The sequence below is a fragment of the Pseudidiomarina donghaiensis genome (genome assembly GCF_900116895.1).
GTDB lineage: Bacteria > Pseudomonadota > Gammaproteobacteria > Enterobacterales > Alteromonadaceae > Pseudidiomarina > Pseudidiomarina donghaiensis.
Genome location: NZ_FPCF01000001.1, coordinates 336401 through 349357, shown reverse-complemented (window position 1 = coordinate 349357; position 12957 = coordinate 336401). Strand labels below are relative to the sequence as shown.

General features: G+C 49.4%; 14 protein-coding genes. 12 read left to right on the top strand and 2 right to left on the bottom strand.

Annotated elements, in window-relative coordinates:
* Window positions 1-26: 26 nt before the first annotated feature.
* Entirely contained in the window at window positions 27-545 is a 519-nt protein-coding gene (rppH, locus tag BM334_RS01685) for an RNA pyrophosphohydrolase (RefSeq protein ID WP_092837025.1), read from the bottom strand.
* Between the two features lie 57 nt (window positions 546-602).
* Here rppH and mutH point away from each other — a divergent pair, with 57 nt between their 5' ends.
* From mutH to arcA, 8 genes are all read left to right on the top strand, one after another.
* On the top strand, window positions 603-1292 hold the full coding sequence (gene mutH / locus BM334_RS01680; RefSeq protein WP_092837022.1) for a DNA mismatch repair endonuclease MutH: 690 nt from the start codon (window positions 603-605) through the stop codon (window positions 1290-1292).
* 14 nt (window positions 1293-1306) lie between these two features.
* The gene (locus BM334_RS01675) at window positions 1307-1996 is read left to right on the top strand and encodes a DUF2982 domain-containing protein (protein WP_092837018.1); all 690 of its coding nucleotides are present in this window, start codon (window positions 1307-1309) and stop codon (window positions 1994-1996) included.
* 147 nt (window positions 1997-2143) lie between these two features.
* A complete protein-coding gene (locus BM334_RS01670) occupies window positions 2144-2575 on the top strand; it encodes an ATP-dependent zinc protease family protein (protein ID WP_092837015.1) in 432 nt (143 codons plus the stop codon).
* On the top strand, window positions 2572-3477 hold the full coding sequence (gene rimK / locus BM334_RS01665; protein WP_092837012.1) for a 30S ribosomal protein S6--L-glutamate ligase: 906 nt from the start codon (window positions 2572-2574) through the stop codon (window positions 3475-3477). Before BM334_RS01670 ends, rimK begins: the two co-directional genes overlap by 4 nt.
* 145 nt (window positions 3478-3622) lie before the next feature.
* A complete protein-coding gene (locus BM334_RS01660) occupies window positions 3623-4645 on the top strand; it encodes a succinylglutamate desuccinylase/aspartoacylase family protein (protein ID WP_092837009.1) in 1023 nt (340 codons plus the stop codon).
* Window positions 4642-5703 (top strand): methyltransferase, encoded by a 1062-nt coding sequence (locus tag BM334_RS01655; protein ID WP_092837006.1) that lies wholly within the window; start codon window positions 4642-4644, stop codon window positions 5701-5703. Before BM334_RS01660 ends, BM334_RS01655 begins: the two co-directional genes overlap by 4 nt.
* Before the next feature lie 5 nt (window positions 5704-5708).
* A complete protein-coding gene (locus BM334_RS01650; protein ID WP_092837002.1) occupies window positions 5709-7361 on the top strand; it encodes a HAMP domain-containing sensor histidine kinase in 1653 nt (550 codons plus the stop codon).
* Between the two features lie 105 nt (window positions 7362-7466).
* A complete protein-coding gene (gene arcA / locus BM334_RS01645; RefSeq protein WP_092836999.1) occupies window positions 7467-8222 on the top strand; it encodes a two-component system response regulator ArcA in 756 nt (251 codons plus the stop codon).
* Here the strand turns inward: arcA and BM334_RS01640 are convergent.
* Complete coding sequence (locus BM334_RS01640; protein ID WP_055439226.1) at window positions 8202-8540, bottom strand: Hpt domain-containing protein; 339 nt, start codon at window positions 8538-8540, stop codon at window positions 8202-8204. The two genes, arcA and BM334_RS01640, sit on opposite strands and share 21 nt — an antisense overlap.
* Window positions 8541-8699: 159 nt before the next feature.
* On the opposite strand from BM334_RS01640, the gene folE2 reads away from it, so the two are divergent.
* The 4 genes from folE2 (at window position 8700) to BM334_RS01620 (ending at window position 12956) form a co-directional block, all read left to right on the top strand.
* A complete protein-coding gene (folE2, locus tag BM334_RS01635; protein WP_241970883.1) occupies window positions 8700-9638 on the top strand; it encodes a GTP cyclohydrolase FolE2 in 939 nt (312 codons plus the stop codon).
* Window positions 9639-9745: 107 nt separating this feature from the next.
* The gene (locus BM334_RS01630) at window positions 9746-10759 is read left to right on the top strand and encodes an adenosine kinase (RefSeq protein WP_092836996.1); all 1014 of its coding nucleotides are present in this window, start codon (window positions 9746-9748) and stop codon (window positions 10757-10759) included.
* 125 nt (window positions 10760-10884) lie between these two features.
* Window positions 10885-12249: an adenosylhomocysteinase gene (gene ahcY / locus BM334_RS01625; protein WP_092836993.1), complete on the top strand. Its 1365-nt coding sequence runs from the start codon at window positions 10885-10887 to the stop codon at window positions 12247-12249.
* 143 nt (window positions 12250-12392) lie between these two features.
* Window positions 12393-12956 carry a GNAT family N-acetyltransferase gene (locus tag BM334_RS01620; RefSeq protein WP_092836990.1) on the top strand — a complete coding sequence of 188 codons (564 nt, stop codon included), beginning with the start codon at window positions 12393-12395 and terminating at the stop codon, window positions 12954-12956.
* Window position 12957 lies beyond the last annotated feature (1 nt).

Sequence of the window (12957 nt, the reverse complement as noted above, 5' to 3'; positions counted from 1 at the left end):
CGTTGTTTAACCTAAGAGCTACCGACTCAAGAACGGCGGCGCCGGGCTGGACGGTGACGTTTATGTGACTGCAGGTTTAACACCACCGCGCTGAACTCTTTCAGTACACGGCGATAAACCTCACGCTTAAACGACACAACTTGTCGCACAGGGTACCAAAAACTCACCCAACGCCAATCATCAAATTCAGGATGCGACGACTGAGTGACGTTTACATCCTGTTCATTACATTTTAACCGCAGTAAGAACCATTTCTGTTTTTGACCAATACAGGTCGGCCGCTGTTCGCGTCGTACCAAGCGCTTTGGCAACCGATAACGGAGCCATTGCCGACTGGTATAAACTAATTCAACTTGTTCGGGCTTTAATCCGACCTCTTCCCAGAGCTCGCGATACATAGCCTGTTCTGGCGTTTCGCCATCATCTATTCCGCCTTGCGGAAACTGCCAACTATGTTGCCCGAATCGACGCGCCCAAAATACCTGTCCCTGCTCGTTACAGATAATGATTCCTACGTTAGCGCGGAATCCTTCTGCGTCTATCACGCGAGCGCCCTCATAAATTCGACATATGCTTTGGATTTTTCCATAATCGCGTCATGAATGAAAGGATTAATCCGTTTCGATGAGGTAAATGTGCAGCTTAAACAGCTCTTTGATAAGGCCAGCGCGCTCGCTGGATACAGCTTCGCCGAATTAGCTGCCGAACAAGGCATGGTGGTGCCCAAAGATTTACGCCGTAACAAAGGTTGGGTGGGGCAGTTGCTCGAAAGTGCGCTAGGCGCTAGCGCGGGTTCACAAGCATTACAAGACTTCCCTGAGCTTGGCGTGGAGCTAAAAACCATTCCGTTAGATGCCAACGGCAAGCCACTAGAAACCACCTTTGTGTGCACTACGCCGCTTATAAACGTGCATGAGCTAACATGGGAAAGCAGCAACGTGCGCAATAAACTACAATGTGTGTTGTGGATTCCCATCGACGGTCGCCGTGAGGTACCGTTGGCCGAACGCACCATTGGCACTGCATTTTTGTGGCAGCCAAGCGCCGCCCAAGAGGCTCAATTGAAAGCCGATTGGCAAGAACACATGGACAAAATAGCCTTAGGCGAAGTGGAATCCATTACCGCCCATCAAGGCGAAGTGCTGCAACTGCGTCCCAAGGCCGCCAACAGCCGTGTACTAACCGATGCTATTGGCGCCAACGGCGAAGCCATTCAAACCTTGCCGCGAGGCTTTTATTTAAAAACGCAGTTTACCGGTCAAATTATTCGCGATACCTTCAACCTTAACTAACGCACCGGAGACATATGCCGTCAAGCCAGCCAGCCCCAGAACAACGACGCGTCACCGTCACACCTGTGGCTCGCGCCCACGGTGCTGGGTTCACCGCGTTAGGGCTTGTGGTTTTTGCTGTGACTATGTTTCTGTGGTTAATTAACGCCCCCCTGCCCAGCGCCGCTTTCGGTTTATTGTATATTGCCAGCGCGGTACTGATATTTTTAGGCAGCGCCAAGATATTCGAACCACCCATTAGTCTTGAAATCACACCGCAAGCAATTCGTTATTGCCATCGCCGCGGTTACTGGCAGATAACCTGGGAAAATATTGTGCGCTATGACGTACCGCGCGTACACCGAGGCCTAGAACTAGACGAAGTTCCCTACATTGGCTTCGCCCTGCGCGACATAGAACCGCTACTGGCCGATATTACACCACGTCTAGCCGTGTATTTGCTCAGCGAACAACGTCACTTGTTGGTCGTCGCCTTGCGCCACGAGCGCCCCGACATACGCGACTATTCACCCTATTTTGAGGTGCCCGACCGCTTTGCAGCGCCCTCTGGAACGGTTTATAAGGGTGTGCAGGCAATGTTCGCAACACGATGTACACACTTTCGTGAATTATTAGGTTATGATCTGTTTGTTCCGGTCAGTGCGTTAGATCGTCCACCCGACGATTTCCTCCGCTGGCTCAAGCAGCTAGAAAATAATCGTTGATCGTTATTCGTTATTCGTTATTCGTATAACATCGTTGGCGGATAGCTAGAGCCTCCGCACCAAGCGATGTGGAAATTAGAAACAGAGTCAACGAGCGAACCGACTCACGACTAACGACTAACGAATAACGGATTTTAAGGGGTTTTCATGCAGACATTAGGTTGGCGCGAATGGGGCTCACTCCCTGAGCTAGGCATCGACGCCTTAAAAATGAAAGTTGACACGGGGGCGCGTACCTCTTGTTTGCACGCATTTAAATTAGAACCGTTTGAAAAGAACGGTGAAGCTTGGTTGCGTATTTGGTTGCATCCAGAACAACACAGTGAGCGTGAGTTAATGATAGAGTCGAAAATACATGATCAGCGCGAGGTGACCGACTCTGGCGGTCATACTGAACTGCGCTATGTGATTCGCTCGACGTTACAGTTAGGCCAGTTTAATCAACCGATTGAGCTTACCCTAACCAATCGCGACACCATGAAATTTCGAATGTTATTGGGTCGACAGGCCATGCGTGGCCGTTTTTTAGTTGACCCTGACAAGTCTTATTTACTCGGTCAGCCTGGAGCCACCGCATGAGAATAGCCATTTTATCGCGTAACCCGCGTCTTTATTCCACCCGCCGCTTAGTTGAAGCCGGCGAAGCGCGCGGCCACACGGTCGATGTGCTGGACCCATTGCGTTGTTATATGAACATTAACGCGCGTGAGTCATCCATTCACATGAAAGGGAAAGACTTGCCGCAATACGACGCAATTATTCCGCGTATTGGTGCGTCGATCACGTTTTTCGGCACGGCTGTTTTGCGTCAATTTGAAATGATTGGCACTTACCCGTTGAACGAGTCTGTGGCTATTTCTCGTAGCCGCGACAAATTGCGTTCGCTGCAATTGCTCAGCCGCAAAGGTATTGGCCTGCCAACCACTGGGTTTGCGAGCCAGCCACAAGATATTCCCGACTTGATTGACATGGTTGGCGGCGCGCCGTTGGTGATTAAGCTGCTTGAAGGTACCCAAGGTATTGGTGTGGTGCTTGCTGAAACCCGCCAAGCTGCTGAAAGCGTTATTGAAGCATTTATGGGTCTTGAGTCGCACATTATGGTGCAGGAATACATTAAAGAAGCCGGCGGTGCCGATATTCGCTGTTTTGTTATTGGCGACAAAGTCATTGCCGCCATGAAACGCCAAGCCAAGCCTGGCGAGTTTCGTTCCAACTTGCACCGTGGCGGTTCTGCCAGCTTGGTCAAGCTAACCCCTGCTGAGCGCGCAACTGCCGTAAAAGCCGCGAAGACCATGGGCCTGAATGTTGCGGGTGTCGACATACTGCGCTCAAACCATGGCCCGTTAGTCATGGAAGTGAACTCGTCTCCTGGCCTTGAGGGCATTGAAGGAGCGACCAACAAAGACGTGGCGGATCAAATTATTGCGTTCATTGAAAAGAACGCCAAAGCCAACAAAACCCGAACCAAGGGCAAAGGCTAACATCTAAACACGTTATTCGTGCTTCGTGCGCTTCGCTGTTGGTGCGCGCTTCGCGCTGTTCGGGGAAAATCACGAACAGTGAGGCGCAGCCGAACGGACCAACAGCGAAGCGCACGAATAACGAACAGCGAAGCGGACGGAATTTATGAAGCACAAATCTTTTCAACTGGCTAATCAGCGCATTGCACCGGGGTCACGACATAGCGTGAAAATTCCAGCGGCGCGACTGTATAACGACACGCCCATGGATTTACATGCCGAGATTTTTCACGGCGTGAAGCCTGGCCCTACTTTATTGGTATGTGCCGCTATACATGGCGATGAGCTAAACGGTATTGAAGTATGTCGCCGTTTAATGGGCGAGTTAGACCCGCTGCAGCTATCGGGCACGGTAATTATTGTGCCGGTGGTTAATGTATTTGGGTTTATTCAACAGTCGCGTTATTTGCCCGACCGCCGTGACTTAAACCGTTGTTTTCCCGGTTCTGAGCGCGGTGCTTTAGGTAGCCGTTTGGCGTACCTGTTCAATGAAAGCTTGGTGCAAAACGCAACGCATATTATTGACTTGCACACCGGGGCTATTCATCGCAGTAACTTGCCACAAATTCGCGTCGACACCGACAATAAAGAAGCGCTAGCCATGGCAGAAGCCTTCGGCACACCGGTTATTTTGCACAGCAAAGAACGTGACGGTTCGTTGCGCTCATTAGCTTCCGAGCTTGGTATTCCGCTTATATTATATGAAGCGGGCGAAGCCTTGCGGTTTGACTACGCGGCCATTAAGGCTGGTGTTATTGGTGTGCAAAACGTGATGAAGCGTTTGAAGATGCTGAAAGGCCGCCAGCGCCGTAAAAAAGTGCAGCCGGTGGTGGCACACCGCAGTGCTTGGATTCGTAATGAGTACGACGGTTTAGTGGTGCCTAAAGTTGAACTTGGCCAAACCATTAATAAAGGTCAAGTTATTGCCCAAACCGTGAACCCGCATGGCGATGAGTTGCATGCGATTAAAAGCCCATATCATGGTATTGTGATCGGCATCAGTAATATTCCGGTCGCTAATGAAGGCGAAGCCTTGTTTAACGTGGCACAATTTGATGGCGAGCGAATTGAACACGCCAGCGAAAACGTGGATGTCTTTGTTGAGGCTTACGATCAGAAACCCATATGAAACATTTAAGTACACCGTCACAATTAGTTCTGCGTCATCAGCAGCGCTTTGATAATACGCCATTACTCTTGGTCAACGCGCCCGATGCTGAGGTTGCCGACACGCTAAACGTGGTGCAATGTTGGCACTTTCATGCGGGGTATGCCAAACGCTGGCAAGCTTATGCACCACAGGTTATGCACCATTTTGGTGCAGACGCACCGGTGTATGATGCCGCCCAAGCGCCGCAGGCCGCTTTAGTTTGGCTTCCGAAAGAAAAGCAGCTCACTTGGTACTTACTTGACGCCTTGCGTTCGGTATTACCGCTCGGCTCGACTATTTGGTTGGTGGGTGAAAATCGCGGCGGTATTAAAAGCATCAACAAGCAGTTTCCTGCAAGTTTAGCACCGGCTCAAAAAATCGCCGTGGGTAACCATAGTTTGCTATTGCGAAGTGAGGTTGTCGAAACGTTATCACTTTTTGATGTACAACAGCGCTTTGAATACGAAAGCTTAGCGCAACCCGGCCAACCTACCCCATTAAAGCTGGCTAGTTTACCTGGCGTGTTTGCCTTTCCTGGTATTGATGCCGGCAGTGCGATGTTGCTTGAGCATTTGCCGAGCTGGCAGCAGGGCCGGGTGTTGGACTTTGCCTGTGGGCATGGCGTATTAGGCGCCTGGTTGCAACGTCAGGCGCAGCAACTGCGCGTTACTTATCTTGATGTGAGCGCTTTGGCATTGGCCGCAACCGCAGAGACGCTGCGGCAGAATGGCTTAACCGGCGAATGTGTTGCCAGTGATGGGCTGGCCAATAGTTTGCCCCAGTTTAATTATGTGGTTAGTCATCCACCGTTTCACACCGGCCTTGCCACCGACTACGAAATTGGTAAGCAGTTTTTACGACAAGTGCGTGAGCATTTGTTGCCTAGCGGTGAGTTATGGTTGGTCGCCAACCGCTTTTTACCGTGGCCCGAGCTTATTGAGCAAGCTTTTGGTCATTGTGAACGGGTCGCACAAGACAACAAGTTTGCAGTATATTTGGCCCCCGCGGCTCCCGATAACCCAGAAGAGTTCATGTAGCAACGATGCAAATCAAACTCAGCTCTATTAAACGTAGCTTGACCAGTATGGTGATTTTAATCACCACAGTACTGGTGACGCTGGCGTGCGCCGTACTGAGTTTTAGTTTTATTGCCGATACGCAGTCGCGGCTGTTGCGTCAAACTAGCGAAGCTAGCCAAATTATTGCCGAAAACTCAACCTCGTTTATGGTGTATAACCAGCCCGACGTAGCCGAGCGCTGGTTGCAAAGCTTGCGCCATACGCCACAGGTTCTGCATGTGCATTTGTACCGTTTTGACGCGGCCACCAATGGTTTGAAGTTTTTTGCGAGTTATTACGCTGACCGCGAATCTCCAATTCCAGTGCGGTTTGATCGAGTGACAAACCTTACCAATGCGCGCATTACTGACACTTACGTGGAGTCTGCTGTACCGATATACGTGCAAAACGTGTTGCAAGGGTATGCTTATGTGCGCACGTCTCGCCAGCAATATGACGAGGCTAAACTATATGTACTAGCCATAAGCGGTGTTATTAGTACGGCAGGCCTTATATTCAGTTGGCTGCTGTCATTATGGCTACGCCGCGCGATTACTCAGCCGCTCGATGGCATGGTTGAAAGCATTCAAGACATTGCCCGCGACAAGCAGTACAACCGGGCTTTGCCAGAGTTCGACCTACAGGAGCTTGACCGTTTGGCGGACGCGTTCAATTCATTATTGAGCCGTATACAACAGCATATTGAGCGCCAAGAACAGGCCGAGAAAGCCGCCAGTGAGCTTAATACCGAGCTTGAAGCGCAAGTTCGTCAACGCACGCAGAAATTGTACGAATCAAACCAAGAACTGCATCAAGCACTAGAAACTGCTCATCGCTATCAAAGTGAACTGGTGCAAGCAGAAAAAATGTCATCGCTGGCTAAGTTGGTTTCTGGGGTTGCCCACGAAGTAAACACCCCCGTGGGGCTGGCCGTTACCTCAACCTCTATTTTGCAAGACACGCTACGTACCTTGAAACAGAAGTTTGCCGAGAAAAAGCTCACCGCCCAAGAGTTTCAGCGGCACATGACATCTTTTGATCAAAACTTGGCATTAATTAGCCGAAATATATCGCGCACCGCTGACTTAATTAGTAATTTTAGTAAGCTTTCGATGGACCAGTTTAGTGACGAAGACCGTTCCATTCATTTAGCCAAATTCTGGGATGACGTTTCACAAAGCCTACGAAACCGCCACGCTGAGCTTGACCATGTTGAGTTGAGCGCCAATGTAGCCAACGATTTGATCATCACCACATTGCCCGGCCCACTGAATCAAGTTATTAGCCAGTTGGTGCAAAATGCTCTGCAACATGCGTTTAGCAAAACCAGCAAGCCCAAAATTCATTTCGATTTCGAGCTGCTTTCGCACAGCGCAGCGAGTGATGACACCCTTGAATTGCAAATGACTTACACCGACAATGGTGATGGTATTCCAGAAGAGCTTTTGAAAAACGTATTTGACCCCTTTGTTACCAGCAAGCGTAGTCATGGCGCAGCTGGGCTTGGCTTGCATTTGGTTTACAACTTGGTGGCCCAAGTATTACATGGCCACATTGAGCTACAAAGCGCCTCCGGCGAAGGTACACGCTTCACCATTACGTTCCCTGTGCGTCATGCCAAGCATTTGAAAGTATAAATTAAAGAAATCTTGCACGATTATCGAGCTATATATAAAATCACATGCTACACTAAGTTTAATTACCAAATTTCAACACATGTTAACAGATTCTCGGAACTACTTATGAGCGCCAGATTATTAATCGTCGAAGACGAAGTCGTAACACGGAATACACTCACGCGATTGTTTCAGCAAGAAGGCTATGACGTGTTTGATGCCGCAGACGGCATGCAAATGCAACGCATTATGGCTCGTCAGCAAATCGATTTAGTCATTATGGATGTGAACTTACCGGGTAAAAGCGGTATCGAGCTGGCTGAAAAATTACGTGAAAACGATAACATTGGCTTGGTGTTTTTAACCGGCCGCGACGCGGAAGAAGATCGTTTGCTCGCTCTTGAATTGGGCGCCGATGACTATTTAATCAAACCGTACAACCCGAAAGAGCTAATCATTCGGGTACGCAACTTATACCGTCGCATTGAAGCACTGAAAAGCCAACAAAGAAACGTGGGCCATGACAGTGTCGTGTATGATTTCAATGGCTGGCGTTTAGAAAGCGACAGCCGCTGCTTGTTCTCGCCTGACGGTAAAATGTTCCGCTTACCAAAAAGCGAATATCGCGCCATGGAATTATTTTTAACCAACCCTGGTAAAATTCTAGACCGCGAAACATTGGTTAAGAAAATGCTTGATCGTGAGCTACGTCCGAACGACCGCACCGTTGATGTGGCCATCCGTCGTATTCGTCGTCACTTCGAGGCAGACGAAACCTCACCAAACTTAATCACCACCATTCATGGTGAGGGTTACCGCTTTATTGGTGATGTGTCTATCAAGCACTTAGAACAGCCTTCGTTAAATACCCCGAGCATGTAGCCAGTGGCGTAACTCATGTTGGTGCAGTGGTAATTCTAATGACCACTGCGCCATCAGCTCATCAGCGTCTTGCCAGTGCCATTCTTCACGCTCTAATCGCTCCATTTGGCTTGCTAGTTGGCGCAAGCCAACCGAACGACACGCTCCTTTGAGCTTGTGTGCTTGACGTCTGGTTTCTGTTTCATCACGCTCTTGCACCAACTCATTTAAACGCTTCAAATAACCGCCAATGTTGTCACTGAAGGTTTCGTACATTTCATGTACACCTTCTTTGCCTAACAACTCATAATACTGCTCAAGTAACTTTTCATCTAACATGGTGGTTTCCTTATCCATCTTTTTCGATACCCTTAATCGAAAACTTTTCCTTTGGTTCTAAACCCAATCTGGCAAACTACCGTATTGAGCTTAAATCTTGTATACTATCGCCCCCTTTTACGGGACTAAGTATTTTTAAACGTTTGGAGCCGTACACGCATGCCAACAGCTACACCAACTTTGATGCCAGATATCGCCAATCAAACCCGCGCGCAAACCGAGGGTAAACTCGATTGGGTGGGCATGAGCAACATTGAAATGCCACTGGTTGTCTTAGCTGCCCAAGAGCCGGAGCGCCCTGTGGGTGCACATGTCGATGCGTTTGTGAACCTCACAGACCCGAAAGCGAAAGGCATTCACATGTCTCGCTTATACCTGCTGTTGGAAGATTTATCAAACAATGATGTGCTTAGCCACCAATCGTTAGGCAAATTATTGCATGACTTTATAGATAGTCACGATGGGCTAGCAGATCAAGCCTATGTGAAGTTTAGTTTTGACTATCATTTACGTCGCAAGTCGCTGATTAGCAAAAAGCAAGGCTGGAAAGCCTATCCCGTCACAGTGACGGGCCGCTACGACAATGGGCATTTAACATTAGAGCTTGGCGTTGAAGTGCCCTACTCAAGTACTTGTCCGTGCTCGGCCGCTTTAGCGCGTCAACTTATTCAAGACGCATTTGCTGACCAATTCGGGACCGACGCAGAAGTTGATGCTGAACTTGTGCACCGTTGGTTAGGCACCACGCAAGGTATTGTGGCAACGCCACACAGCCAGCGCTCAGTTGCGCAAGTGAAAGTGATTATGGGCGACGACATTAGCGAACTGCCAATTATCGCGTTAATTGACGCCATTGAAGACGCCTTGAAAACGCCGGTGCAAGCAGCCGTTAAGCGTGAAGACGAGCAAGAGTTCGCGCGCCTCAACGGGCAGAACTTAATGTTCTGCGAGGACGCCGCTCGACGTTTACAGCACGCATTGAATCAGCAGTCACACTTTTCTGATTTCTGGGTGCGGGTAAACCACTACGAGTCGTTGCACGCACATGACGCCGTGAGTATTACCACCAAAGGTGTGCCTGGCGGCTATAAAGCTTAAGCATTTTATCGACCATCGAATCCGGCTGCGGTATACTTTGCGGCCGGATTTTTTTGTTTTAAAAACCTAGTTTTAACTAGCTAACCAGAACCTTAATCGAGACAGGCATGGAACCTATTGATATCGTTGGCATCGGCAACGCACTCGTCGACCAGGAATTTGAAGTCACGGACGAATTTTTGCAGCAGCACCAAATTGAAAAAGGCATGATGACGCTCATTGAAGACGCCGACCAAGAGCGCTTGATTCAGCTACTTGCCCAACGTGGTGAACTGAAAAAACAATCAGGCGGTGGCTCCGCAGCGAACTCTTTAGTTGGCTTCGCACAGTTTGGCGGCAAGGCTTTTTATTGTTGCAAGGTGGCTGACGACCAAGCCGGCGAGTTCTATTGCGAAGACCTCGAAAGTATTGGCATTACCACCAATACCGGTAGCAAAAAGCACGAAGGCAAAACCGGTCGCTGTTTAGTGATGGTAACCCCAGATGCCGAGCGCACCATGCGCACCTACTTAGGTATTACCGCCGACTTGTCAACCGATGAGCTTGATGAAGAAGCCATTGCCCGCGCCCAATACTTATACATTGAAGGTTACTTGGTCACCTCACCTATTGCGCGCCAAGCCATTGCCCGCGCCAAGGAGGTTGCGCGCGCTAACGGTACCAAAATTGCCATGACCTGCTCTGACCCTGCCATGGTCAAATATTTCCGCGACGGCATTGATGAAATTCTTGATGGCGGCGTAGACGTTATGTTCTGTAACGAAGAAGAAGCACGGATCTTAACCGGCAGCGATGACGTACAAGAAGCCATGCAGCTGTTACAGAAGCACGCCGACTTGGTCGCTATTACCTTAGGCAAAAACGGCGCTTTATTGGGTGATGGCGAGCGTTTAGTCACAGTGCCTGGCGTACCGGTAAAAGCTGTGGACACCAACGGTGCAGGCGACATGTTTGCCGGCGCCATGATGTTTGGTTTAACGCGCAGTTATTCGTTGGCGGCCTGTGGTTTGCTGGCCAGCCATGCAGCGGCAGAAGTGGTGTCGAATTTTGGCCCACGTTTGAGTTTAGATCGTCAGCAGCAGTTGCTTATTCGCCTGCAGCACACCCCAGAATTCAATTAGAATCGTTGTTCGTTATTTGTACGTTCGCTGTGCTCACTGTTCGTCCGCGCTTCGCGCTCTTCGAATAGCGTAGCGGACGAACAGCGAAGCGAACGAATAACGAATAACGCTCTTAAGAGGTATTTATGCAAGATTATAAAGTCGCAGATATTAACTTGGCCGCTTGGGGCCGCAAAGAAATCTCCATTGCCGAATCTGAAATGCCGGCCTTGATGACCATTCGCCGCAAATACGCTGACACCAAGCCATTGGCCGGTGCGCGTATTATTGGTTGTATTCACATGACCATTCAAACCGCCGTGCTTATTGAAACGCTCGTTGAGCTTGGCGCTGAAGTACGTTGGTCATCGTGCAATATTTTCTCGACGCAAGACCACGCTGCAGCGGCTATGGCTGCAGCCGGTATTCCAGTATTTGCTTGGAAAGGCGAAACTGAAGAAGAGTACGAATGGTGTTTAGAGCAAACTTGCCACAAAGACGGTGAGTTGTGGGATGCCAACATGATTTTGGATGACGGCGGTGACTTAACCCTGCTCATTCATGACAAATACCCTCAAATGCTGGACAAAGTACACGGCATTACCGAAGAAACCACCACGGGTGTGCACCGTTTGCTAGAAATGTTGAAGCACGGTACCTTGCGCGTGCCTGCTATTAACGTCAACGACTCAGTCACCAAGTCGAAAAACGACAACAAATATGGTTGCCGTCACTCACTAAATGACGCCATTAAGCGCGCCACTGACCATTTGTTGGCTGGTAAAAAAGCCTTAGTAATTGGCTACGGCGACGTAGGTAAAGGCTCTGCAGCAAGCTTACGCCAAGAAGGCATGATTGTTAAAGTGACTGAAATTGACCCAATTTGTGCCATGCAGGCCTGCATGGATGGCTACGAAGTAGTGTCGCCGTTTGTGAACGGTGTAAACACTAACTCAGCTGAGGGCATCAATCGCGACTTGTTACAAAACATTGATCTGATTGTCACCACAACCGGCAACGTGAACGTCTGTGATCGCCACATGCTGGCTGCGTTAAAAGCAACCGCGGTTGTGTGTAACATTGGTCACTTCGATAACGAAATTGACACCAAATTTATGCGCGATAACTGGCGTTGGGACGAAGTGAAGCCACAGGTTCACAAAATTTACCGCAGCGACGACGACAACGACTATTTGTTGTTGTTATCTGAAGGCCGTTTGGTCAACTTAGGTAACGCAACAGGCCACCCAAGCCGGGTTATGGATGGTTCATTTGCGAACCAGGTTCTGGCGCAAATGCACTTGTTTGACGAGAAATTCGCTGACTTGCCGGCTGCCGAAAAAGCTGCGAAACTGCGCGTTGAAGTATTACCGAAGCAGCTTGATGAAGAAGTTGCACGCTATATGGTGCAGGGTTTTGGTGGCGTGATGACGAAGCTGACGCAGCAGCAAGCGGATTATATTCATGTTGCGGTTGAAGGCCCATTCAAGTCTGACGACTATCGCTACTAAAAGCAAAAGCGTTATTCGTTGTTCGTGCGTTCGCTGCGCTCACTGTTTGTCCGTGCCTCGCACTGTTCGAATAGCGAAGCGCACGAATAGCGAAGCGTACGAACAGCGAAGCATACGAATAACGAACAACGAAGTTGCCCTTTATGATTACGTATAAACAACTGACAACAGCTGAATACGACGAAGTGATTGAGCTTGGTAATCGCGTGCATGGCGATAACTACCTAACGCCCGAGTCGCTTGCCGATTATCATCAACGTGGCGTGGTGGGCGACATTAATTTGAATTGGCTGGCATATGCCGACGGTAAGTTGGCCGGTATTCGGCTAACGTTTGCTCCGGGCAATTGGGACATTGATGACCACTGTAGCCCGTCGCAATGGTCGGTGCCGGCTGAGCAAATTTGCTATTTCAAATGTGTGGCGGTAGACCCAAACGTGCGTGGCGGCGGCATTGGCCGTGGTTTATTGCAGCGTTCAATTAACGAAGCGAAAAAACTAGGCTGCACCGCTGGGCTTGCTCATATTTGGATGCAAAGCCCCAAAAATGCAGCATTTGAATATTTCACCCGCTGCGGTGGGGAGCTTATTCAAGAGCACAACAAGCGTTGGTACGACTTATCTGTCAACGAGGGCTACCATTGCCCGGTTTGTGACGGTGTTTGTTATTGCACTGCCGGCGAAATGATTCTGCCATTTAACAGGTAGC

What these genes read in the sequence shown, in the direction of transcription:
- mutH (WP_092837022.1), top strand. Translation starts at nt 603, where the DNA reads ATGAAAGGATTAATCCGTTTCGATGAGGTAAATGTGCAGCTTAAACAG.
- BM334_RS01675 (WP_092837018.1), top strand. Translation starts at nt 1,307, where the DNA reads ATGCCGTCAAGCCAGCCAGCCCCAGAACAACGACGCGTCACCGTCACA.
- BM334_RS01670 (WP_092837015.1), top strand. Translation starts at nt 2,144, where the DNA reads ATGCAGACATTAGGTTGGCGCGAATGGGGCTCACTCCCTGAGCTAGGC.
- rimK (WP_092837012.1), top strand. Translation starts at nt 2,572, where the DNA reads ATGAGAATAGCCATTTTATCGCGTAACCCGCGTCTTTATTCCACCCGC.
- BM334_RS01660 (WP_092837009.1), top strand. Translation starts at nt 3,623, where the DNA reads ATGAAGCACAAATCTTTTCAACTGGCTAATCAGCGCATTGCACCGGGG.
- BM334_RS01655 (WP_092837006.1), top strand. Translation starts at nt 4,642, where the DNA reads ATGAAACATTTAAGTACACCGTCACAATTAGTTCTGCGTCATCAGCAG.
- BM334_RS01650 (WP_092837002.1), top strand. Translation starts at nt 5,709, where the DNA reads ATGCAAATCAAACTCAGCTCTATTAAACGTAGCTTGACCAGTATGGTG.
- arcA (WP_092836999.1), top strand. Translation starts at nt 7,467, where the DNA reads ATGAGCGCCAGATTATTAATCGTCGAAGACGAAGTCGTAACACGGAAT.
- BM334_RS01640 (WP_055439226.1), bottom strand. Translation starts at nt 8,540, where the DNA reads ATGTTAGATGAAAAGTTACTTGAGCAGTATTATGAGTTGTTAGGCAAA.
- folE2 (WP_241970883.1), top strand. Translation starts at nt 8,700, where the DNA reads ATGCCAACAGCTACACCAACTTTGATGCCAGATATCGCCAATCAAACC.
- BM334_RS01630 (WP_092836996.1), top strand. Translation starts at nt 9,746, where the DNA reads ATGGAACCTATTGATATCGTTGGCATCGGCAACGCACTCGTCGACCAG.
- ahcY (WP_092836993.1), top strand. Translation starts at nt 10,885, where the DNA reads ATGCAAGATTATAAAGTCGCAGATATTAACTTGGCCGCTTGGGGCCGC.
- BM334_RS01620 (WP_092836990.1), top strand. Translation starts at nt 12,393, where the DNA reads ATGATTACGTATAAACAACTGACAACAGCTGAATACGACGAAGTGATT.